This is a genomic window from Agaribacterium sp. ZY112 (assembly GCF_041346925.1).
Classification (GTDB): Bacteria; Pseudomonadota; Gammaproteobacteria; order Pseudomonadales; family Cellvibrionaceae; genus Agaribacterium.
In genome coordinates, this window is sequence record NZ_CP166840.1 from 3,939,249 (window position 1) to 3,962,460 (window position 23,212).

Here is a 23,212-nt window from a genome sequence, read left to right on the forward strand (position 1 = left end):
GAGAGCCCCAAGACTTAAACACCAAAACCAAACAGTAAAAGACTAGAATAAGAACATTAAACATGGTTTTTTTGCCATTCTATAAATCGATCGACACCTTCACTAATTGACACGGATGGCGGGCCAAAGTCTTTTAGCATCCGGCTCACATCAAAGGTTTTACTGTGCACCATCACACTGACGCCATAACGGGTTAAAGGTGGCTCTTTTTTTATCGCCAAGGCTTTATATACAGACTCAACTAGCGATGCTAAACGCATAGCGGTTGCCGCCTTAATACGCCGCTTAGGCAAAGCGATATCTAAACGTTTGAGCACATCAAGCAACAAAGCCTGAAACTCGATAGGCTCTGCATTAGTCAGGTTGTAGCTACCAACAATAGTTGAGTCTAACGCGGCTTTAATAATGTAATCAGCCAGAACATCGATATAGATTAAGTCCCCTACTACCGCCTGTTCTTGCGATTCAATAATAGGCAGCATACCTTTTTTAGCCGCTCTTAATATACGCGGGAAAAGCACGGTATCGCCTGGGCCAAAGATGGCCCTTGGCCTAAGAATGACACGATCACCTTGATAACATTCAAGCAGTTGCTCACCGGCATATTTAGTTGCTGAATAGTCATTAATAAAATCAGGGCCAATTGGGCTTTGCTCTGTTAAAGCAAACTGCGCCTCGTCGCGGTAAAAAACGGAGCTGCTCGATAAATAGATCAGCCTAGGAGAGCCATGTTGTTGGCAAAAATCAATTACATGTTGAGTGGCTTTAATGTTTTTATCTTGATATTGCTTTGGGCTTCCCCAAGGAGACACATGAGCAGCCGCGTGGATGACAACATCAGGACTAAAATCAACATTTAAGCCACGACTAAGATCAAGCTGTTGGTAGTTGTTAAAAGGCATTGGCCTTCTGGCCACACCCAAGAGATTTAGATCATCTCGCCCAGAAAAGCGCTGCATAATATTGCGCCCTACAAATCCAGACGCCCCTGTCACTAAGATGTTGGTCATCACTTCAAACCTTATATTTATTTACTTATATGTCTAAGTAATATCTGTTTCAAGGCAAAACTCACATGCATTTTTTGCCTCTTCTTGAGGGCGCTCTTTACATGCCAAGCGTCGGCACTTTTGCATCATAGATTGATGAATACCTTGCTTAAACACTATCTTTGGCGGTTCACAAGAATACGAGGCGGCAAGCTCTTCGATAGCTTGGCGAATAGAGGCTTGGGCGCTATCAAAGTCGTCACAATCAACGGCCACATGCCAACAAGCCTGCCACTGCTCAATTCTGTAGTCGTTATAGTTTTTGCTGCACATCATTATCGCGCGACGTATGACATCGGGGAATAAGCGCTGCCAACCGTCTGCCGACAACAACCAAAGCGAATCATCATTACGCCCCTCTATTTTTGCTAAGCGCAACATGGAAGAACCACAAGCACAGGGCTTATGATCCAACTGCAAAATATCATCTAATTTAAATCGTACTATTGGCAGGCTTGAGCGGCGTAAATCCGTCACAATAGGCATAAAACGACCAGAGTCTTTATCTAGCCATGATTTTTCTATAACTAAAATATCTTCATTTAAGTGAAGATGTCCATGGCTGCATGTCGATGCAATGTACCCTTCTGTACACTGGTAAATCTCATCAACACGAAGCTTGTACTCTTGCTCAATGCACTCGCGAACATCTTCTTCTAAGACTTCTGCGACAGAAATGATTTTTGAGGGGCTTATCGTGATCTTTCGCTCAGCGATTTGCCCTAACAACTGAGCAGGTGCAATAAGCACATCAGGCTGGTAAGCCTCTAAGGCTTGAACAATGTCTTCAAAAGGGGCGAGCAAATCAAAAAAGCGATAGCGAACAAATAAACCGCGTGATGCCTCATAAAGGCCATTATTTGACCTTAACAGCAAAGCTACGCGCTGAGGCTTCAGCCTAAATGGTAAATTCTTTGCAATGATATAACCCGCCCACTCGGCCTGCTCGTTAGGCTTTGTTAAAAAAATACCCCGCTGCCCGCTGGTGCCAGAAGAAAGCCCGACTGAGACTCCCCGCAAAGGTTTGGAAAAGTCGCGGCTGCGCTCTGCCTTTTCCGCATGCTGCTCGCATTGAACTCGTGTTAAACCAAGCGTATTAATCGCCTTAAAATTCTGCAATAGGGCTTTTTTATCGAGCACAGGGAAAGACTCTAAAGCGCTATTCTCATCACAAGCCAACGCCTTATAAAACTCAGTCTTTTTCAATACCTCTTTTTTTAGGACTTTAAACAGGCGCGACTGCTTTGCAAGCAGCTGCTCTCGGCTCATTCGCTTACCAAGTTTGCCGTTTATATAACCTTTAATAAAACTGAAGCTGCTAAACATCATCGTCTGTTACAAGCCCCGAATTTCCTTGATCCAAGTTGCCTTGATCTAAGTTGCCTTGCCCCATGTTGCTATAAGACGTAGCGCTATGACATATATAAGTATCGTGACAGTGTGCCGGCACGATACTTACATCTGTATTTTTTTTATAGAGCTGGCTCAGCTTATCGATGGTCTGGTAATACTGCTTGGTATCGCTAAGCAATAAATGCGCAATAGGGTGGGGTCGACTTGCCGATGTCAGCGCTTGATTGGTCCAGCACGCATCACCAACAAGGAAAGTCCCCTGATCAATATGCAATAAACCAAAGTGCCCATAGGCATGCCCCGGAAGCGCCACAGCTAGCAAAGCGCCATCAGCAAACAAATCATAGGCATATTTAAAGGGTGAGAAACGTGTATGCAATAAGCACGGCTTACATTGTTCAATTAGTACAAGTCGCTGGCATATATCTTCTGGCAGCAAGCTAGGCAAATATCCTTTTATTAAGCCTCTAAAACGCCCCAAGCGCTGAATAGAACTTAAGGCTTCTTCAGAGCAAATAAAGGTAGCTGCAGGAAAATCTTTTAAACCCGCAATATGATCTGCATGAAAGTGTGATATAAAAATATAACGAATATCTTCTGCCGCAATACCTCGCTGATGAAGCTGAGCATGTAAGTTTTCAGACTCACATAGATGCATAGGCGTACACCAGCGATACAAGCGCTGAGGAAAGGGCTGAGTAGCCGACATAAAACGCTTGGCATACCCCGTATCAAACAACATATAACCCTTAGTTGGGTGTTTAAGTAAAGCCACTATTGCGGGGAATTTCTGCGAACGTAAAGAAGCGCCACGGGTAACAATGGCCTCAGGATGAAAGCAATGACCAACCTTTAATAACTCAAGGCTCATAAACAAGCACCATGGCGCCTAGACTCAAACCTGCCGATGAGCCAATAAGTAAAATACGATGCCCAGGTTTCACAGGGTAGGATCTTAATAACTCATGTAAGGCCGCTGGGATAGACACCGAGATTTGGTTACCTCTAGATGCCAATAAATTAACCACCTTGTCTGTAGCAATGCCTAAACGCTTAAATAACCTTTTAAGGCCCTTGCCACTGGCCTGATGAGGCACAACCCAGTCGATATGATTTAGCTGTAAGTCAACAGGGCTTAACAATTCACATAGAAATTGGTCAATCACACTCGCGGTTTGGCGATACAGCTCTTTGCCCTGCATGCTAAAGACACCATAAGCACGATAATCGCCTTCAATTTTACTGGGGTGGTATAAACTTCCGCCCCCACGAATTTCACACAAATCCACCCCCGCAGGGTAGGTTCGAAAATGTGAATTCACTATCTGAATATTTGGCGTTTTATTCTTTGCCCGACAGCTATGCTGCGCACTCTTTGTAGACGCAGTATCAACTTCGCGACTCTCTACTTTAGCAAGATCTAAGCTTGGAGCTTCTAACTCGAGGCTGTCTAAGGTAGGGCAAGCGCCGACAATAAAAGCCGCAGAACCATCACCAAAGAGCGCTTTAACAGCGACGTCGTCACTGGCAAGACCAACAGAAGCGACCTCACTCGAAACAATTAATATCGTTTTATACTGTTTCGCAGCAATCATAGACGCCGCTAAATCCAGGGCCTGTAAAGCACTCAAACAAGTCATATTAATATCAAAGGCGCAGGTTGAGACATTGGCGCCGTATTGAGCAAGAATCTTTGCTGCATTACAGGGGATGGACTGCTCCATAGTGCCAGAAGCAGCGATTAAGCAATCGATATCATCTAGCTCAAGACCGGCATCGCTAAGCGCTTTATCTATCGCTTTTTTTGCCATCTGAGACTGCGTTTCTTGGCCGGCATAATAACGAACAGCAACTCCCGATTTAGACAGTGAACTGCCTATAGCAAGCCCTTGCTGACGATCTAAAGTTTCTGAACTTACACATTGCTGAGGCAGATACACCGCACTCGCACGTACATTTACAAGTCGATTCACATAGCATCCTGTTAGTGATCAAAGCGCGTGCGATCATAGCACGCATCGTATTTTTAAAACTTGCCCTCTCGTGAACTAGGTTTTGTATCTTAAAGTTAGATAAACCAAGCGCTTAAAGACCTTAGCGATCACGGGATGTGGTATCGAACTGACCATGCTTTAAATAGTGCAAAACCTGCTCTATTACCGCTTTATTCTTCATCATAAAGGTATGAGTAACAGGCATCACTAAGTGATCATTCATCCCCTCAAGTTTGGTGTGCTCTACCGAAACCTTACCGTCATCCACACCTGGGATTAAGCTAGATAAAATGAGGTTAATACTTTTATTTCCGGCAATCACTCCGACATTAAAGCGTGCTGCATCGAGCTGATTTGGCACACTCACTTCCGCAGTGCCAAGCTGCATGCCGGCATCACCATTAATAAAATGAAAGCCAGGAAAATGCTGAAGCTTATCAACAACTTCACTGCCCTGATTCGGTGGGCCAAGCATGACAACATATTTTAAGTTTTCTATATTCTGCTCAGATAAATACTGACGAACAAGGATGCCACCTAGGGAGTGAGTCACAAAATTCACACTGCCTTCGCTGGCACATTGTGCTAAGGCAGGTTTAACAGCCAACTTAGCTAGCGTAGCAATATCAAAATCACGAGAAGGATAAGCTACATTAACGGTTTGATAACCCGGCTCGCTTAAGCGGGTTTCTAATACATCCATAGACGAATCACTACGCGCCAAACCGTGCAATAAAATCACACATGACGCGTGGCTTAAGGCGCTCCAAAAGATGATTATTAGAAGGCCAAGTAATTGGACAATTAACTTAGGCACTTACTATTTCGCTCTATATATTGCATTTATGTCGCGCTCATATTTATGAACTATGTATCTCGTATATGCTGCTGCGCTTTATGACGAAGCGAGTGACTGAGCCAGTTTTTTCGCATTGGCAAAGTCAACTTTACCGCTAGCCAGCTTAGGAATCGTATCAAGTTCATACACGCAACTAGGTAAAGACAAGTTACTCAAACCCTTATCGGCAAAACTCTGACTATTTAATACGCCATCAGGCACGTAATTACTTAGCAGAACCAGCTTTTCACCACGCTTGTCATCCGGCAGGCTCACCAAAACAAGTTCAAGCTCAGAACTTTGTATCTCTTGATCACTTACTTGATCACTTGCCTGCTCACCGGCCTTCTCATCAAGAGGCGACTTCTCTTGTTTAAGAGCATCTGTATATAACTCATAAATCACCTGCTCGACTCGACCGAGGCCAATCATCTCACCACCAATTTTTGCAAAGCGAGAGTAGCGATCTAATATGCTCAAAAAGCCATCCGCATCGATCTTGCCTTTATCTCCTGTGATATACCAACGCTCACCCTCTTTGCTATAAATCACCTTATCTGTGCGCTCTGGATCATTAAGATACCCCAGCATTATCTGAACACCGCCAATTAAAATCATACCGGCTTCGCCATTTGGCAAAGGCTCAAAGGTATCGGGGTCGACAATACGAATACTGGTACCAGGAAGCGGCATACCTACACTGCCTTTCTTCTGCCCCAGTTGCACACTGTAAGTTTGCATATCTAATTGATCAGGCAAGTTTACGCTTACCACTGGTGTTGCTTCTGTTGCACCATAACCCTCATAAATAGGCTTGCCGAACTTCTCAACAAAAGCCTGCTGAATTTGTGGATTCAGCTTCTCAGCACCACTAACCACCAAGCGTAAGCTTTGCAACATAAGAGGATGTACATTTCTATTTTTGGTATAAAGCCTAAAGAATGTGGACGTGCCAAACATCAAGCTAGCTTGGTAACGCGTAATTAATTTTGCACAGCCAACGGCATCGGTAGGGTCTGGGTGGAACACAACGGGGACACCATGAAGTAGCGGTAAGAACTGTGTCACCGTTAAACCAAAGGCATGAAATAAAGGTAAATTACCCAGCATCACATCACCCTGCTCTGGGTTTAGCACTTGTAGGGTTTGCTGCACATTGGCTTGCACATTTAGATGGCTCAAACAAATGCCCTTTGGTGTCCCCTCACTGCCACTTGAGAATAAAATACAGGCACTTGAATCATTGCTCACATTAGAAGCCACAAGGTGCTTAAGCAGTGACGTGGGTAATAACTGGCACGCAAGAAAGGCTTTAAGTTTATGGCTAAAAGCCATATCTTCCTTAAGCTGCTCAAGCTCAATCACTTGCACACCAGCCAAGGCCACTTCAAGATCAAAACCCTTGGCTTTTAACTTAGTAATAAATTTACGTGAGCTCAGCACTGTTTGTATGTCTGCACTTTGCATTGCAGCCATCAAGGCATCAGTACCCACACTGTAATTTAAATTAACAACGGTTTTACCTGCCTGTAATACAGCCATATTGGCAAGTGCGCCACCGGCACTGGAAGGTAATAAGAGGCCAATATTGTTTCCGGCTAGTTTGTCAGCTAATGCGTATTTTAAGCTCGTACTGGCTATTAGGGCTTTAGCCGCGCTGAGTTCCACCCCGGTACTGTCAGCCATGCAAAAAGCGCGACCTTGTTGCTTAGCGGCTTGAACCCAGCGACGGCCTAAGTTCTCACATTCATTAACGTCTTCTTGCCACGAGCAAATAGATAAATCGAATACACGTTGCTTTAACTCGGTTGCATCAGTTTGATTTGAGATAGGCTCACCAAACGCCACAACAATTTTACGGCGCACACCCGCTGTTGGACGCTGCTTAAGCAATGAGGTTGAGCGAGAGAACTGGCTACCCCACAAACCGTGCATATAAAAAGGAATAATAGGAACCGACTCACTCAAACCTAAACAAGCTCGCTCGTAGCCCTTTTTAAATTCAGCGAGTTGCCCGGTACGACTAATTGTTCCCTCCGGGAAAAGGCAAACCAAATCACCGGCTTCAAGACATTCGCGCACGGTATCAAGTGCTTTACGGCTTCGCGCACCTGGTTCAATAGGAATGCAGCCAGCTAGATCAAAAAACCACTTTAAATACCACGTTTGATAAATATGACGAATCATTACAAAACGCACAGGGCGCGGAGAAGCCATTTGAATGATGGCCCAATCAATCCAACTAACGTGGTTACCTAATAGTAAAGCGCCGCCTTCAGCCGGTAAGTTTTTAAAGCCCTGCACAACCACACGATAACGGTTACGTAATATCGACATCAGCATCAAACGTAAAAAGCTCTGTGGAAGCTGGTACAAGGTATACGCAAAACCAATAACAGCCACCGCAGCAATCACAAACAACAGACTTCTACTGGATATATCTAACCAAGCAAACACTGCGGTAAGCGCCAAAAAGCCAAACATACTGATGTTTTGAACCCAGTTATTTGCGGCCAAGGTAAGGCCTAACTGCCCTTTTTTAGCGAGAAACTGGATAAGTGAATTAAGCGGCACGATAAACAAGCCACCACAGACACCAATAAGGAAAAAATCGATCGCGGCCAAAGTAACACTGCTAATCGTTGGCAATATTAATAAACCAATAGCAATGCCTAGAGCCGCAAGAGGTAGCAGGCCCAGCTCAATTTTATTTTTAGACAGCTTACCGGCTAAAAAAGCCCCCAGCGCAATGCCAAGGCCTGAGCAGGCTAAAATACCTTGAATAACAATGGTGTTATCAATCGCAGTGACACTTTTAAAATAGGCGGGGAACGCAGCCAGCATCACCTGACCAATACCCCAGAATGTCGCCAAACCAACAACACATAATCGCACGGCTTTTTGATCCACAAGAGGCTGTAAATCACGAGCAAATAAACGGCCACAAATAAAAGCTTTCCAAGCAAATTTCTTAGTCGTATTCGCTGGCAGTACGTGTTCAGGCTCTAGAGGTAGGCGATACATGAAAATTAGCTCAAGCACCGCTGTAACGGTTAGTATGAGGCCAATAGGCGCAACAGACTGAATAACATCGGCTTCGCTGCTTAAGCTGTTGTCGTAATAACGTTCAAAAAAGATAGAAAATACAAAGGTGCCGGTGAGAATCGCCAAAATAGAAAGCGAAGCAACCATACTGTTGCCTTGTGCCAAACGCTGCTTACCAAACAACTCTTTGATAAACGAAAACTTAGCAGGGGAATAAATAGCCGATTGAGCGGCCAGTAAAAAAGTGGCAATAAAAGATAACCAAAACCAACCATTCACATAACTCAACCAGACCAACGTACATAAAGCCACAGCCACCCAAGCGGCTCCTCTCATAATACGCACACGCGCAAAGCGGTCAGACAAAAAACCCGCAGGGCTCAACAATAATATAAAGGGCAACAAGATCAGCGCATTCAACACTGACGTCGCTACAATTTGATCTTGCTCGCTGTAGAGCTTAAAGATGGTGTTCTGAACCGTAATCTTGTGACCGAGATCGACAAAGGCGTTTAAGAAGACAGCAGCCAAAAAGGGCAGCGCCCCGACAGTGCGTGTAAGTGCTTTCATTGCGCTCACTCCAGTTGAGTACGAGAGGCTGAAGTATCGACAAAGGTAGTGTTTAGCACAACCCTCCTCTAAAATGTGCCTCTATACGAGCACAAAGGTATTACCAAATAATACCTTTTTACTATTATGAGCTCTTCTTTACTAAGCTCAGCAACCTATTTAAGTAAGATAATGGCCCAAACTCAGCAATTGATCGATACACTCAAGCAAGAACTAAGGCGCAAACATATCACCTACCGCCACATTGCTGAAAAACTCGAGTTAAGTGAAGCCTCGGTCAAGCGCATGTTTGCCAACAAACAATTCACCCTTGAGCGTATCGCCGCCATCTGCGCTTTGTTAGATTGGGACTGGATCGACCTTGCAGAGGCCAGTAAAAGCTGCGAAAAGAAACTTGCCCACCTGACCGAAGAGCAAGAGCGTGAAATAGCAGCAGACCTTGAGCTACTGTTGGTTGCCGTCAGTGTGATTAACGGTTTTTGCTTTCAAGACCTTATTGAGCACTATGAATTAAGCCAAGCCACCTGCATACAAAAGCTCGCCAAGCTCGATAGACTCAAGCTCATCGACTTACTGCCGGGTAACCGTATTAAGCTGAAAATCGCAACCAACTTCCGCTGGAACCCAATGGGGCCAATTCAGAAATACTTTTTAGATGTCGTTGTAGATGAATTCTTTAATACACGCTTTGCCGCCAGCGACGAAAAGCTCATCGTTATGAACGCCCTACTCTCGGACAAAGCCCAGCAAAGCATACAAGAAAAAATGGACAAACTTGCCGTCGATATGAGCACGACCATGCAAGCAGAAGCATCGTTACCCCTGAGCCATAAAAAAGGAAATACCTTAGTACTTGCGCTTCGACGCTGGCGTTATAAGCACTTTGAGCCACACGCAAGAAAAAACAAAGATGCCTAAGCAGTACAGGTGATAATCCGCAACGATAGACATGCAGGCTTAGATAGCCACTCTCTTTTTATATGTTGAAATCAAGTAGTAAAGGCCAATTGCTGGCAAGACATGCTTGATACTATGCCCACTTATAAGCCCCAAGTAAGCATGAATTTGATGGTCAAAGACCTCAAGTAGTTTTGCGCCTATATAAGAAATAATTAAAACCAAATAACCCACGCTATGGCTATATTTAGGAGTAAAGCATAACAGAATAATTGGTATTGTAATGACAGATAGTAGCTCAGACTTAATCTGACAGTTACTCGACTTAATTAAGTGTTTGTCAGTTTAGATCTGAGCTAAATTCTTCTCCGACCAGATGTTTTACCATCAAGTAAAGTTTCCATTGGCGTTCTTCTGTAGCGCATATTTCCCTGACGGTTCGAACATTGTTGTAGTATCCATTCAACCAGACTTTCTTGAATCTTACCTAGAGAACCATATAATTTTTTGCGAAAATTCACTTGGTAAAGCTCATTAAAAATCGCTTTGTGAAAGCGTTAGTAGATGTCGCTTATCTATGGTGACCTTGCTTTAGTTTTCGTGCTGTCGATGTCATTGATGGCCAAGTAGAGTTGAAAATCAAGCCTAGGTACTGCCCTCTGTTTCGAATGGCCCACAGGACTGTCGCAACTGTTAAAGCCGCGTCTATTTCATCACCAAGAACTCAGGATACAACTCTGCTACTGCACCGGCCCATAATCACAGCAAGGTACTTCCATCTTTCATCATGAATGCGGATATAGGTTACGTATCTGATTTTTCACTGTAGGTGTGAGACACTCTCAAAGAAGGGCTTGCCTTGGATAGTCCAATTTTTATACGTTACTGCACGATACACCCGAGTCGTAGCAACCCTTAAACTATTGCCCCTCATGATTATAACAACACATATTCTGATCAATACGAACACCAAGTTTACACATTTCACGCGTTATTTTAGGACTCTGTAACAGCTCTCATGGAGATTGAATATCTTGATTGTCATGGCCAATTATTTACCTTAAAAGCATGTCGTCTTTTATCTCTTGTTTATAGTTCTTGGATACATGATAATTGTTTTTTTGTATCTATGTGTATCCGTATGCCTCCTAGATATATTTACTGTCTTGCACTTGGCTTTCCACTCCTCCTTTGCGCTTTAGGCTTTTATTTTGGTATGTACTGGGAGAGGCTGAAGGCCAATCAAAATCCAGTAGCGGCACCTGCCGCTTCTCCTTTCCCATCGGTTAAAGAAAGGGGAAAAACTGAACTACGTAGCGTCAGGCATGAGCAGTGTTTAAGATCAGGTTCAACGAGTAAAAATCAAGGTATTGAAGAAGTCCAGACTGAAAGTATTTCGGAGATAATAAATTTGTTTTTTAAAGCCTCTGGATACAAAAAAATAGAGTTGGGAGAGGAGGTATCAAAAAGATTGGCAAGTCATCATCTTCAACAGGCAATCGATTGGATTAACTCTAGCGACATAGAGAACTCAGTTGAATTTTCTTCTCTTAATTTGTTTGATTTGAAATTAATTGCGGTGAAATCTGCATTGGATAGCGATCAAGGATTTGCACAAACTATCGACCAGATTACATTAGAGAGAAGCGATCAAGTTAGAGGCGGGCTGTTAAGGATCGCGGCTGAAAAGATTGCTGAATCAGACTATGAAAAAGCATTAGAATTATCAGATTATTATGCGAGTGAGGCTGAGGTTTCTAGTCGATTAAAGGGAGAGGCTTTAAAGCGCTGGTCAGACCATAATGCAATTGAGGCTTTTCGCTACGCGACTAACCAGCAGGGAATTGTGAAGGACTCGGATGTTTTTTTTGTTATTGATAATGCATTTAACAGCTTGAGTCTAGATGAGTTTAAAACGGAAATATATAGCCGGTCCCCAGGTGAGTATAAAGATCGTATTGCTATGAGTACTGCAAAACGTTTCATCTTTTCTCGCCCTAGTGAAGTTCAATTTTGGCTGGATGAAATTAAAAACCCCACTCACAGATTGGAACTTTATGAATCCATTAAAAATGAGTTTATTTTAAGAGGGAAGGAAAAAAGCGAAATTACGGAGAGATTTCCATTTTTGACCGGTGGGGATGAGTTCTCTAGATAGGACTGTGTTGTTTGTCGAATTTTATATTCAAGGAAATGAGCATGTATAAGTTATTTCAAGTGGTAATAGTTTTTTCATTTTTGAGTACGATTTCTTTCTCCTCTACGGCAGGTGACTATATCTGTAAAGCGCAGCCTACATGGTGCCACATGTTCACCACTCGTTCAAACTGTGAAACTCAACCTGGGTGCCGCTTTCACGCAAGCAAGGCCCCCCCTTATCGATGCTCGGGAGAAACTAAAGCCTGTAACGGCAGAAATAAGAGCGAGTGTATTGGAAATTTACATTCTCGCCCCATGGGTGGCAGCAGCAACCCATTAGACATAGTGGGCTCAAATGGGTGCCATTATGGCACTAAATTCCGATGTTCCACTCTTTATCATCCGTTTGTGAAAAATATAAAAGTTAAAGGTGGTACATTCGGAAGAGAGTATCTGAGTGTTCCAGGACATGGTAAATTTGTTGATTTATGGACTATTAATGATTGCCAGGGGCGTCAGATGTGGGGGCTAGAGAAAACCTCCGATGGGGTCTCATATAATATTATTGTCGTGGGTGGAGTTGATGGCAATCGAAAATACTTAAGTACGAATGGAGATGGGACGATTGTTGATTTGTGGACTGAAGATGATGGCTCTGGTCGTCAAAGATGGATTATTTCAGGAGAGCATATAAAGATTAAAGGCGGAGTCTCAGGTAACCGGAAGTACCTAAGCGTTAATCCCGAGGGCACGAAGGTGGATTTATGGACCAAGGATGATGGCTCTGGCCGACAAAAATGGAGTATCACAAAATCGCTAGGGAGAGCAGTTAATCTTTAACCCATTTTTATAGTCGCTATGCGAGTGTTATATTCAAGGAGTTTCACTTAAGCCTGTAGATAAAATTGTGTAACTACCTACCCTTAGCTATAACAGCTAAGGGTAGGTAGTGATGAATATGCAAGAACAAGGCCCCCTTACTCGCGAGGCAGCTAAGTCCATCAATATCCAAAAGTGATTTCAATGAGCTTCGGTAGATGCTTACCAAAGTTACCGCGTTAAACGCCGAGATGGTGTCCATCTCGGCAACGACAAGCGCGACAAATCCAATACAGGAATAGCCGTAGCAGCAAGCCACTGAAGACCGAAGATGTAGAAATTGAGCTAATCACAAAACATATGCTTCATAAAATAAGTATTGTCTGGCTCTAACCTTAGAGAATCTAAGTACTCAGGGCTATTGCCACCTAGGCGATATAAAAACATAAGCTGAGACTGGCTTTGCCGCCAACCAAACTCAGCATTGCTCCAATGTATCATATATAGCTTATTATCCTCACCACGAAATAATAGATAGCTAGCGTTATATCGATTTAAAACATTGTAAGAAGTACCTGTATGCTTTTTATCTACAAGTCGAAGCTTCCAAAAATCATCAATAGGAATAAAGTCATTTTTTGAGTTTTTAATACTCAACTTGCCTTTTACAAACTTCAACTCTTCTTTACTGCCATCACCATTTACATCCAAAAGAAAAATCTCATTCAACTCTTGCTTTGCTAACATAGATAACACCTCGATAGATAACTCTGACTGGGTTTCATTATTTATAGCCGTTTCAATATCAGCCTGATTACGGAGAACCCACTGAAACGCATCATGATAGGAAATGTATCTATTCTTTTTATATTTAGTTTTAACACTAAACAACGTACTGCAAGACATGCTAAATGTATCATTTATATCGGCATACACGTACAGGCGCCCTCCACCAGTTCCAAAACGATCAATATGACCTAACAACCGATTATTTCCTAGTTTAAAAACAGTCAGGGAGGAACCACAGAAAGCACCGTCTTCCTTCCAGGACTGAGGTGTATTCGCTAACTTTACAGACATATCAGGATGGCGAATTAACACAAATGGCTTTGAACAACCTTCTGAACCTACAGTTTGATAAACAACGGAATCAACTAAATAGTCTTCGTTTAAGTCAGAATTTATCACCGAAATATAATTAGACTCATTCCACCAGTTAATAAGCTCTTCCCCATCCGCCATAGATAGAGAAGAGAACAAGTCACTGTCTTTAAAGTCTTCTAGAGTAAGTCTTTGGCCAGAGTTATTAACACCGACATCACCATCACGGCCAATTGTCATCGTACCCGGCTTAAAAGATCTAGCTATTCGCTTGCTTGCAGAAACAAGGTCATTCAATCGATTGAAATAATCAATTTGGCTCCTATAACTTTTTTCCAGACACGACTCATCCGCCTCTTTGCAATTATTATTACGTGTTTCCAGCCATTTCCGCTGCTTAGCCAGCACATCATCCTTCATCACATCGGGGCTATTAGAGCGCAACTTATTATATATACCTGCAAGCTCATCATCTAAGTTCGATAGTTTTTCTACAGCACAAATTTCACTTTCAATATCTGCCCTTGCTTTTTCACAATCAAAACTCACGCTATAAGATAAACTTGAAAAAAATAAAGAAAAGAACAATATGGCTCTACTCATAAAAACTCCATTTATTGACTAACACCTAATAATAAGCGCATATATCTCATCCATCTCTATATCGAGACCTCTGGGCAACTTAAGTTGAAAAACATGTAGTTCAAACACATCGACCACATGGCATCTATGCTTTAAAAGACGCTAACTACCAGCTCCCGCAATCCAAATTCAGGTATAAACTTGCTGATTTCAGCATAGTACATAAATAAAATCGACCTATTCAGACGACAACAGGCTTCATAAAGCGGGCTTCTAAATAATAGAGGTTTAGGCTGAAAGGCTGGCATACCTAAATTGGTTAAACTCGCTCCAAATATCGCTTATTATTGCCATCTCTATATAAGGAACAATTAATCTATATCACGGTATTAAAAGAAATCCGGCAGGCCGTTAGGTGCTATTACCCCGCCATCGATAGAGGGGGCACCCCATAACAAAACTTGCATTGTCACAGAATAAAAACGCAATCACTAAAGCAAGCTCTCAGGCTTTAGCACTCAAGATTAAGAGCCCCACAGAATAACTAACTTGCCTGCGGCTGATGCTTAGGCAGGCCCAGAGACAACAACGCCGCGGTTAAAATAAATGCCGATGAAGCCCACAAACAAATACCAAGCCCATAAGCCTGATACAACCAGCCTGATAACACAGTGCCCGTTAGCCGCCCCATCGCATTGGCCATATAATAAAAACCCACATCTAAAGAAACACCTTCTTCGCTGGCATAACTAACAATGAGGTAACTGTGAAGTGAGGAGTTAATAGCGAATAAAACACCAAAGATGAGTAATCCGCCTATTAAGGCTTCTTGGCTGTGCCATTGAAAATAAAGCGCAAGCGCAATTAAGGCGGGAATACAACTAAGTAAAATAGCCCAGCCAAAAGCATGTCGACCATCGGGAAGCTTTGCAGAGCGACTCCCTGTAAGCTTGGGGGCAAAGCCTTGCACAAGCCCATAAGCGATCACCCACGTCGCTAGAAAACCTGAGACCGTCCAATGATCCCAAGCGAACTCACTAGCAAGATAAACCGGTAAAGCAATAACAAACCAAATATCACGAGCGCCAAATAAAAAGAGTCGTGCCGCAGACAGGTAATTAATGGCAGAGCTTTTAGAAAACAGTTCTGTGAATTTCGCTTTGTTTTTGGCCTTGCCCAAATCTTTCTTTAACGCCCAAAGACTAAACAGCCAGACAAAAACCAAAGCGATAAGCATGCTCAGTATGGCGCCTTTAAAACCAGCAAGGCTCAATAATACGCCCCCTAAAAAGAAGCCAGCGCCTTTAAGTGCATTCTTAGAGCCGGTTAACAGTGCCACCCATTTATAGAGTTGGCCTTGGGCATCTGCAGGCACCAGCAGTTTTATCGAACTCTTAGCGCTCATTTTATTAAGATCTTTGGCAATGCCCGATAAAGCCTGTGCGGCCATCACCCAAGCGACACTAAGCAGGCTCGTTGGTACAAGGAGCATGCCCAAGGCCACTATCTGTAAAAATAAACCGATGTTCATGGTGCGATTAAGGCCCAAACGAGCCCCCAACCAACCACCAACTAAGTTAGTTATTACACCAAAGACCTCATAAAAAACAAACAGCATGGCAATATGTAAAGGGCTATAACCCAAACCATAAAAATACAGCACCACCAGCATTCGCAGAGCGCCATCGGTTAAGGTAAAGGCCCAATAATTTCCCGTAACCACCATGTATTGGCGAATATTGGGTGGAAGTTGCGCAAGCCATGCCATGAATTCTTACTCTTGATCCATCTTTCCAACTAAGCGCAGTAACTCTGCTGTGCGATTAGAATAGCCCCACTCGTTATCGTACCAAGCATATAATTTTACTTGTGTGCCATTAACCACCATGGTCGATAATGCATCAATAATACTCGACCGAGGGTCTGTTCTATAGTCCACCGAAACTAAAGGCCGCTGTTCAAAACCTAAAATACCTTGCAGCTCTGTATTGGCAGCATGCTGTAAAAAGGCATTTACTTCTTCAGCCGTTGTAGCTCGGCTCACTTCAAAAACACAGTCGGTGAGTGACGCATTTGTTAAAGGAACACGCACAGCATGACCATTTAACTTACCTACAAGCTCAGGAAAAATATGAGTGATCGCTGTTGCTGAACCTGTCGTCGTAGGAATCAGGCTAGTGCCACAGGCTCGTGCACGCCTTAAGTCACTATGGGGCGCATCGATAATCGTTTGGGTATTGGTAATATCGTGAATGGTGGTCATGCTGCCATGCACAATGCCCAGTTTTTCGTGAATAACTTTTACCACAGGCGCCAAACAGTTAGTTGTGCATGATGCCGCTGTAACGATCTGATGCTCACTTGGCTTATACAGCTGATGATTCACACCCATAACCACATTTAATACACCCTGCTCTTTCACAGGTGCAGTAACCACAACACGCTTAACACCTTGATCAAGGTAGGCCTGCAATAGGGCTTTGGTTTTCATTTTACCGCTAGCTTCAACAACCACATCACAGGCCGACCAATCTGTTTCGGTAATATGTGTATTTTGTGTGCATTGAATACGCTGCTCACCAATAAGCATGGTTTCGCCTTCACTCTCAGCTTCGTGATGCCACTTGCCATGCACGGAATCAAAGGTAAGAAGGTGGGCCAAGGTTGCTGCGCTACCTGCTGGGTCATTAATTTGAACGATTTCAATATCGGCCCAATCAAAGGCCGCTCGCATCGTTAAGCGCCCCATACGGCCAAAACCGTTAATTCCAACTTTAATACTCATAATGTCCTCAGATCGAATAGTGCTTATTTAAATAACGAAGGTGGGCCGGCAAAGTTAATGCCTTGGCTCGAATAGATTGGATTTGCGACTTTACTTCAGGCCACGTTTGGCCAGATTCAAGCAATAACATGGCCGCCACCAAACCTGTGCGCCCTGTGCCACCACGACAGTGAATGACAATGGTTTTATTATCTTGAACCAGCCTTAGCAGTTCGCTTTTATTTTTCTGCCAAGCCAGCGCAAAACGTTCATCGGGTTCGGCATCATCATCTATGGGTAGTTGATACCAGTTAAAGCTGTACTTAGAGGCCTCATTAGAAAATGACGTCAGCGATAATGCTTGCAGCTCTTTGTCAGCTAAAAGAGTAATCACAGCATCGGCCCCAGCCTCAACTAGAGTGTCAAAAGCCTCCGTTAGGCTACAACCTTTTGTACCAGGGCAAGCAGTAAATATAAACTTAGCCTTATTCGCTAAGCTTAAAACATCAAAGGGGTGAGTTGTCATTCTTCAAGGTCCAAGCAAAATGATTTTAATTAGGGGCAGAAATAATCTGATATAAGCGTTTAACATCAAGATATTTAAAACCAGTGTCGTGTTCGGTTAACCATATATACCAAAGTCAACATAACCGGAACTTCAACAAGTACGCCAACCACCGTTGCTAATGCTGCACCTGAATGCAATCCAAACAAAGAGATCGCCACGGCAACAGCTAACTCAAAGAAATTAGATGTACCGATTAAACAAGCAGGGCCAGCCACGTTGTGTGGTAATTTCATAAGCTTAGCGCTGCCATAAGCAATGATAAAAATACCGTAGGTTTGAATAAGTAAAGGAATGGCAATCAACACGATGGCTAAAGGCTTCTGCAAAATGGTCTGGGCTTGAAAGCCAAATAATAAGATGACAGTGCCTAACAACCCCAACACCGACCAAGGCTTTAGACGCTGTAAAAAAGAGGCCAAACGCAAACCATCTGCCTTTGCTTCCAGTTTTCTACGTGTTAACACACCGGCAACAAGAGGCAGCAATACGTAGAGAACAACCGATAACAACAAAGTTTGCCAAGGCACGGTAATATCGCTAACACCTAATAAAAATCCTGCAATAGGTGCAAAAGCAAAAATCATAATGATGTCATTAACAGACACCTGAACCAGAGTGTAGTTAGGGTCGCCCTTGGTTAATTGGCTCCATACAAAAACCATAGCGGTACACGGAGCCACACCAAGCAAGATCATACCGGCGATATATTCATTGGCACTTTGAGGGTCAACCAAATCGGCAAAGAAAACCTTAAAAAACAACCAGCCTAAAGCCGCCATGCTAAAAGGTTTAATTAACCAATTGATCACCAAGGTCAGTATCAGGCCTTTTGGTTTTTTTCCTACATCTTTAATCGCACTAAAATCTATCTGTACCATCATTGGGTAAATCATGACCCAGATAAGCACAGCCACCACCAAATTTACATGCGCCCATTCCAAGGAGGCAACTAGAGAGAACTGCTGTGGGAAGAGATTGCCAAGCAATACTCCGGCTATAATACAAAGTCCAACCCAGACTGATAAATACCGCTCAAAAATACCCATAATACGACCTATAGTGCTACCAAACGATTAATCTACTTCTATTTCTTTACAAACAACTGACACACTGCCTTTGAGGTCTGTCGCCCATGGCGTTTAAATTACGTAAGCTGTGTTCAATAAAAGCCAGGTTGTTTTCAGACGCCTCTGAGATAACAGCCCTAGCCCAAGCAGGAAGTTGAGGGTTGATGCTATAAAACATCCACTGCCCCTGCCTGCGATCAACTAATAAACCGTTCTTTTTTAACAGAGCTAAGTGACGAGAGATCTTAGGTTGAATCTCTTCCAGAGCCACCATCATTTCACAAACGCAAAGTTCACCCTCATAGTGAATAAGCATAAGGCTGCGAAGACGCACTTCATCTGTCAGGTTTTTAAAAAAAACAACGGGGTTTAACGGCTGTGACGGCACTTGCTGCTTGGTCTCTACCGAAACAAACATAGAGATACGATTGCTGATCTCATTAAGTGTTACTTCAAATGGTTTCGGACCGCTGCGATATTGAGGGTCTTCAAAGGACCACTCTAGTTTTTTGCCCAAGCATGGAAGTGCACGACACTCTTGGCGAGCTTGATCACACAGTGAAATAACATAGTCAAACTGCCAGCCTTCAAACTCTGAGATGTCTTTTGAGCGCAGTTCCGCCTCATCACCAGTAAAGGCCGTTAACACTTCTATCGTTTTAGGGTGCACGGCAACAGGCTTGATACCAGCGCTATACACATCAAATACATCACCAGCGGCATGGCGCAATAGCAGCTCGGCCATCTGTGATCGAGCCGAATTACCTATACAGATAAACAAGACTTTTTGTTTAGACCTTGCCATAGAAGCACCATACATACGAAAAACCATATATATGATATTTCATATATTTTGACACATCAACACTAAAGAGCTTGCCAAGCACCTGCTGCTAGAGGGATCTAGGGCGATTATTCCTTCAACTTAGCGCTCAAGACAGCTAAAACGGAGTTTCATATAAATCAATAACTAAGAAAGAAAAGCCCTCAACTGAATAAAGCTTATTTAGCTGTGATGAGCGGCCTGTACCTTGTGACCTGTACTTGCGTTGTGTATTAGGCTGTGACTAAGTTTCTTTACTGCTCTTTATAGCCTGTCGCCCCAATCAATCCCTACTAGCCAACTGGCTCTAAGAGCGCCAGCCAAAGTAAGCTACTCATTGATAACTTTCCAGCCTTCAATATCCGAGTTAATAAAGCCACTTTCATGTAGAGCCCGCTCGATTGAGCCGTCTTTGCGAAGCTTTTTGACTCCCTGCTCCAACATAGAAAATATCTCTCCTTCTGGGTCAGACTTTTTCGAAACAATAAAACGGCGCTCAGAAGGCAGGCGAACTTTAACACCCGCAACAGGGTAGAGATTCTCCTCCCCATCAGTAATTGCCATGCGATGCTGCTTAGTAAAATCGCTCAGCGTATAATCGCCGCGCCCGCTGTGAATCATTTTTAATACTGCTTGGGGAACCTGCATCGCATGCCGATTAGTCACCCCCATTGATATCAGGGTCTCCACATCTATCGACCAGTTTGTTGGTGTCAGCGCCGTATAAGCTCGAAGGTCTTCAACGCTATTTATTTCCATTTTCTCTAGATTTTCTTCTGTGGTATAGATTCCTTTAAAGTACTCACCTTTACGAATAATAGGCTCTGTAGAATAAAAATACTGCTCATCAATATCTTCTTCCCATGTACTTTCAGCCATCAAATGCGCACTGCCATTTTTGACAAGCTCTAAGGCTCTTGAATAATTTGGCGCGCTTATAAATTTAAAAGCGACATTAGTATCAACAGCCCTAAATGCCTGACAAATAAGTAACAACTCGATACTGGTGCGAGAGTACAACTTAGGCGAACTGTAACTGCTTATATCTTCACATCGGCGGCTCTTTGAGCGCGTCTCATAAAAAAATGCTTCCGTGGTTAGGCTGCCAGAAGCAATTATGATGACTTTAGACGGGGGAGCACTAAGTCCGCTTCTCATTGTGCTTTCGCCCCTCGCCAACGGGTCATCTTCAGAAGCCCTCTCCTTGAGCACCGTAATAGGAGTAATGCCAGGAATATCAAATTTCACACCGTCGGACGAAACAAGTTGCGCATAGATAAAATAAAGCTCACCTTCTGGCAACTCAGTCGAGGGCGAAAGTTTATCCAACGGTATAAGCACACTAGAAACACCAGCTTGCTTGCCAATAACACGCTTATCAAAAACGACCGTATCAGAAATAATATGCCAGTTAGAATCCACATGGCGTAAATAGTATTTAATTCCACTGTAGTGGCTACTTACAAAATTACCCTCGCCGACATCAAAATGCGATGTAATACGTATCGGTTCATCAATAACATACAGTTCATTAGTGTATTTTTCGGGTGAATCAATTCTAAAGAACGGTACATTAGCATCATCACTGCTGGTTTTATCAGGTCTTATAGAGGAAGTAATGGTCTTAGTCCAGCCATCGACCAAGGCCGTTTCCTTGACAATAAATATGGGGGCAATGCCAGATATCTTGGTTTCTTCACCATTGGAAGCCGTGTATTCGGCATACAACAGGTAAAACTGTTCAGAAGGCAATTCAGGCGAAGGAATCACACCCGAGAGAGGGATAGAAGCTTTAGCAACACCACGCTGCTTACCAATCGCAGCTCGATCGTGAATAACGATTTCAGAAAAGACATCCCACTGATCGTTGACGCGCAGCAAGCTAAATTTAACTCCATTAGCAGACTTGCTGACAACATTGCCATTACCGGCATCAAACCTTGCGGTGACATGTATGGACTCGCCAACAACATAGGTGCTGTCTAAATATTTATCAACCGGATAAACATGCAAACTAGGGCCATCGCCACTGTGCTCAACTGAAACCGAACTTGAACCAAGTAAGTCTTTAAGTTCTACGCCACAAGTGTTAGCCGAAAGCGCTAGGCTAAGAACAAGGCCAAACATGAAAGCTAAGCAACGATATACTCTCATCAAAACACTCTACTTATAAACAACACTTGAGCTTAACGCTCGGTCATGGAAGCAGCCTTGTTTCAAACAGCCAACAAGCACCAATACACTTTAAACAGCCACCAGATACCCAAGGAGATTAGACTCAGAAGCCGATACTTCATGAGCAAACAGGGCCCACCACTCATTGTCACGATAGTAGCTTAGCGCTAAAAATCACCGCATGGAATGCCAGTAACAAAGCCCCAGTAACAAAGACCTAGCAACAACAGCCATTACTGCCGCCTAAGCGCAATATATGCCACTCGATTTAAAGTCGCTGCAGTCTAACTACAATCCCAGTTGTACCACACCCTTGAAAAATCACAGCACAAAAGCTTTGCAGGTTCTATAAAGAAGTTACACACACCCGCATCCCCCCACATGATGTCGATCTCTTCGACATTAGAACTGTCCATTTGGAAAAGCAGCAGCCAGTCTTCCGCTTGACCTTGACGAGGGTCACTCTGCGTAAAATAGGCATAGCCCCCAACTTTAGAGCCTGTAGTACACAACTTATCGAACACATACTCTGCAACCTCATCATCAAGCTCAAAAACATCCCCCGCTATTTTCTCGAACCTATAATCGGTAGGCGACGCAAGCTCCTCAGCCACAGCAAACAACAACGAATACTCTCGAGCAACAGGAAGGTAGGAATCACCATCAGCAAGGGGAAGATTATCATCGAGCAGGCTTTCATCCTTAATGACTTCTGGGTGATAAATCACTTGATAAGTATCAGGGTTGGCAAGCAAATCCTCGATTGGACGATCAAAACTCAAACCATACATGTCGTCATCTGCTATGAAAAACTGCACTATGCCTGTTGTCGGATACCCCTCAAGCGTAGGCAACTCTTCAAAATTAATTTGAGCCAAAAGCAAGAGTTCTTCACCTTCATTTGTTCTGGGGTATGCTTTGCCGAGTGGCCAATAAGGCAGACCCGCAAACTTACTACTCCAGCTATGTTTAGGCGCTTCTATCGAGGCTGTTATTTTTATGGTTTTCAGCGAGTGGGGTTTTAGCTTTTCAACAACTTTGTCAAATCCCTCAATGACAGACATACTTTTTCCTTAAGTTATGTTGCAATCTTGATGCTCGGATATTAATTCTGTGATTCACACGGCACAGAAAAGTCGACATGATAATGCTCATCGTGCCGAACCCAAGAACGTTTTTTAGAAAATTCTACATTTTCTTTGAGATAGCTCCCGTATTTGGTCTTATATAAATTGACTTGCAGCTTTGGATCAAAGATGACACGCCACAGGTCATAGCCTCGCAGCTTAGCTTGCTTGTGCAAAGCAACAACATGCGCAGCTAAAGCCTCGTAATCAATATACATCCCCTTATACTGATCATCCGAGTCAAACTCAATGTTATAACCCAACTTGGTAAGCGGACTGGTAGGTAAATGCACAGAGCGCC

The 23,212-nt window shown here is 43.4% G+C and carries 18 protein-coding genes and 1 pseudogene; 3 read left to right on the forward strand and 16 right to left on the reverse strand.

The window, feature by feature from the left end:
* Positions 1 to 56: 56 nt before the first annotated feature.
* From AB1S55_RS17160 to AB1S55_RS17185, 6 genes are all read right to left on the reverse strand, one after another.
* A complete protein-coding gene (locus AB1S55_RS17160; RefSeq protein ID WP_370979408.1) occupies positions 57 to 1,010 on the reverse strand; it encodes an NAD-dependent epimerase/dehydratase family protein in 954 nt (317 codons plus the stop codon).
* A 33-nt stretch (positions 1,011 to 1,043) separates the two neighbouring features.
* Entirely contained in the window at positions 1,044 to 2,378 is a 1,335-nt protein-coding gene (locus AB1S55_RS17165; RefSeq protein WP_370979409.1) for a F390 synthetase-related protein, read from the reverse strand.
* Entirely contained in the window at positions 2,368 to 3,273 is a 906-nt protein-coding gene (locus AB1S55_RS17170) for an MBL fold metallo-hydrolase (protein ID WP_370979410.1), read from the reverse strand. Before AB1S55_RS17170 ends, AB1S55_RS17165 begins: the two co-directional genes overlap by 11 nt.
* Positions 3,263 to 4,375 (reverse strand): 3-oxoacyl-[acyl-carrier-protein] synthase III C-terminal domain-containing protein, encoded by a 1,113-nt coding sequence (locus AB1S55_RS17175; RefSeq protein WP_370979411.1) that lies wholly within the window; start codon positions 4,373 to 4,375, stop codon positions 3,263 to 3,265. Before AB1S55_RS17175 ends, AB1S55_RS17170 begins: the two co-directional genes overlap by 11 nt.
* Positions 4,376 to 4,496: 121 nt before the next feature.
* Entirely contained in the window at positions 4,497 to 5,213 is a 717-nt protein-coding gene (locus tag AB1S55_RS17180; protein WP_370979412.1) for an esterase/lipase family protein, read from the reverse strand.
* Between the two features lie 78 nt (positions 5,214 to 5,291).
* Entirely contained in the window at positions 5,292 to 8,849 is a 3,558-nt protein-coding gene (locus AB1S55_RS17185; RefSeq protein ID WP_370979413.1) for an acyl-[ACP]--phospholipid O-acyltransferase, read from the reverse strand.
* A 171-nt stretch (positions 8,850 to 9,020) separates the two neighbouring features.
* Between AB1S55_RS17185 and AB1S55_RS17190 the strand changes: the two genes are divergently transcribed.
* Positions 9,021 to 9,767, forward strand: a complete 747-nt coding sequence (locus tag AB1S55_RS17190) for a helix-turn-helix domain-containing protein (protein ID WP_370979414.1) — start codon at positions 9,021 to 9,023, stop codon at positions 9,765 to 9,767.
* Between the two features lie 324 nt (positions 9,768 to 10,091).
* Here AB1S55_RS17190 and AB1S55_RS17195 read toward each other — a convergent pair.
* Positions 10,092 to 10,387: pseudogene (locus tag AB1S55_RS17195) on the reverse strand (IS481 family transposase); the annotation flags it as partial.
* 377 nt (positions 10,388 to 10,764) lie between these two features.
* Between AB1S55_RS17195 and AB1S55_RS17200 the strand changes: the two are divergent.
* Positions 10,765 to 11,904: a hypothetical protein gene (locus tag AB1S55_RS17200; RefSeq protein ID WP_370979415.1), complete on the forward strand. Its 1,140-nt coding sequence runs from the start codon at positions 10,765 to 10,767 to the stop codon at positions 11,902 to 11,904.
* A 389-nt stretch (positions 11,905 to 12,293) separates the two neighbouring features.
* On the forward strand, positions 12,294 to 12,725 hold the full coding sequence (locus tag AB1S55_RS17205; RefSeq protein ID WP_370979416.1) for a hypothetical protein: 432 nt from the start codon (positions 12,294 to 12,296) through the stop codon (positions 12,723 to 12,725).
* Positions 12,726 to 13,049: 324 nt separating this feature from the next.
* On the opposite strand, the gene AB1S55_RS17210 is transcribed toward AB1S55_RS17205, so the two are convergent.
* From AB1S55_RS17210 to AB1S55_RS17250, 9 genes are all read right to left on the reverse strand, one after another.
* Positions 13,050 to 14,408 (reverse strand): lysozyme inhibitor LprI family protein, encoded by a 1,359-nt coding sequence (locus AB1S55_RS17210; RefSeq protein ID WP_370979417.1) that lies wholly within the window; start codon positions 14,406 to 14,408, stop codon positions 13,050 to 13,052.
* Between the two features lie 523 nt (positions 14,409 to 14,931).
* Positions 14,932 to 16,155 carry an organoarsenical effux MFS transporter ArsJ gene (gene arsJ, locus AB1S55_RS17215; RefSeq protein ID WP_370979418.1) on the reverse strand — a complete coding sequence of 408 codons (1,224 nt, stop codon included), beginning with the start codon at positions 16,153 to 16,155 and terminating at the stop codon, positions 14,932 to 14,934.
* Positions 16,156 to 16,161: 6 nt separating this feature from the next.
* Positions 16,162 to 17,172 (reverse strand): ArsJ-associated glyceraldehyde-3-phosphate dehydrogenase, encoded by a 1,011-nt coding sequence (locus AB1S55_RS17220; protein WP_370979419.1) that lies wholly within the window; start codon positions 17,170 to 17,172, stop codon positions 16,162 to 16,164.
* A gap of 7 nt (positions 17,173 to 17,179) precedes the next feature.
* Positions 17,180 to 17,677 (reverse strand): tyrosine-protein phosphatase, encoded by a 498-nt coding sequence (locus tag AB1S55_RS17225; protein ID WP_370979420.1) that lies wholly within the window; start codon positions 17,675 to 17,677, stop codon positions 17,180 to 17,182.
* A 74-nt stretch (positions 17,678 to 17,751) separates the two neighbouring features.
* Complete coding sequence (gene arsB / locus AB1S55_RS17230; protein ID WP_370979421.1) at positions 17,752 to 18,765, reverse strand: ACR3 family arsenite efflux transporter; 1,014 nt, start codon at positions 18,763 to 18,765, stop codon at positions 17,752 to 17,754.
* 46 nt (positions 18,766 to 18,811) lie between these two features.
* On the reverse strand, positions 18,812 to 19,591 hold the full coding sequence (locus AB1S55_RS17235) for a metalloregulator ArsR/SmtB family transcription factor (protein WP_370979422.1): 780 nt from the start codon (positions 19,589 to 19,591) through the stop codon (positions 18,812 to 18,814).
* A 348-nt stretch (positions 19,592 to 19,939) separates the two neighbouring features.
* Positions 19,940 to 21,736 (reverse strand): hypothetical protein, encoded by a 1,797-nt coding sequence (locus tag AB1S55_RS17240; RefSeq protein ID WP_370979423.1) that lies wholly within the window; start codon positions 21,734 to 21,736, stop codon positions 19,940 to 19,942.
* A 332-nt stretch (positions 21,737 to 22,068) separates the two neighbouring features.
* A complete protein-coding gene (locus AB1S55_RS17245; RefSeq protein ID WP_370979424.1) occupies positions 22,069 to 22,848 on the reverse strand; it encodes a YwqG family protein in 780 nt (259 codons plus the stop codon).
* 41 nt (positions 22,849 to 22,889) lie between these two features.
* Entirely contained in the window at positions 22,890 to 23,204 is a 315-nt protein-coding gene (locus AB1S55_RS17250) for a hypothetical protein (protein ID WP_370979425.1), read from the reverse strand.
* Positions 23,205 to 23,212 lie beyond the last annotated feature (8 nt).

What these genes read in the sequence shown, in the direction of transcription:
- AB1S55_RS17160 (WP_370979408.1), bottom strand. Translation starts at nt 1,010, where the DNA reads ATGACCAACATCTTAGTGACAGGGGCGTCTGGATTTGTAGGGCGCAAT.
- AB1S55_RS17165 (WP_370979409.1), bottom strand. Translation starts at nt 2,378, where the DNA reads ATGATGTTTAGCAGCTTCAGTTTTATTAAAGGTTATATAAACGGCAAA.
- AB1S55_RS17170 (WP_370979410.1), bottom strand. Translation starts at nt 3,273, where the DNA reads ATGAGCCTTGAGTTATTAAAGGTTGGTCATTGCTTTCATCCTGAGGCC.
- AB1S55_RS17185 (WP_370979413.1), bottom strand. Translation starts at nt 8,849, where the DNA reads ATGAAAGCACTTACACGCACTGTCGGGGCGCTGCCCTTTTTGGCTGCT.
- AB1S55_RS17190 (WP_370979414.1), top strand. Translation starts at nt 9,021, where the DNA reads ATGGCCCAAACTCAGCAATTGATCGATACACTCAAGCAAGAACTAAGG.
- AB1S55_RS17200 (WP_370979415.1), top strand. Translation starts at nt 10,765, where the DNA reads ATGGAGATTGAATATCTTGATTGTCATGGCCAATTATTTACCTTAAAA.
- AB1S55_RS17210 (WP_370979417.1), bottom strand. Translation starts at nt 14,408, where the DNA reads ATGAGTAGAGCCATATTGTTCTTTTCTTTATTTTTTTCAAGTTTATCT.
- arsJ (WP_370979418.1), bottom strand. Translation starts at nt 16,155, where the DNA reads ATGGCATGGCTTGCGCAACTTCCACCCAATATTCGCCAATACATGGTG.
- AB1S55_RS17220 (WP_370979419.1), bottom strand. Translation starts at nt 17,172, where the DNA reads ATGAGTATTAAAGTTGGAATTAACGGTTTTGGCCGTATGGGGCGCTTA.
- AB1S55_RS17225 (WP_370979420.1), bottom strand. Translation starts at nt 17,677, where the DNA reads ATGACAACTCACCCCTTTGATGTTTTAAGCTTAGCGAATAAGGCTAAG.
- arsB (WP_370979421.1), bottom strand. Translation starts at nt 18,765, where the DNA reads ATGGGTATTTTTGAGCGGTATTTATCAGTCTGGGTTGGACTTTGTATT.
- AB1S55_RS17235 (WP_370979422.1), bottom strand. Translation starts at nt 19,591, where the DNA reads ATGGCAAGGTCTAAACAAAAAGTCTTGTTTATCTGTATAGGTAATTCG.
- AB1S55_RS17240 (WP_370979423.1), bottom strand. Translation starts at nt 21,736, where the DNA reads ATGTTTGGCCTTGTTCTTAGCCTAGCGCTTTCGGCTAACACTTGTGGC.
- AB1S55_RS17245 (WP_370979424.1), bottom strand. Translation starts at nt 22,848, where the DNA reads ATGTCTGTCATTGAGGGATTTGACAAAGTTGTTGAAAAGCTAAAACCC.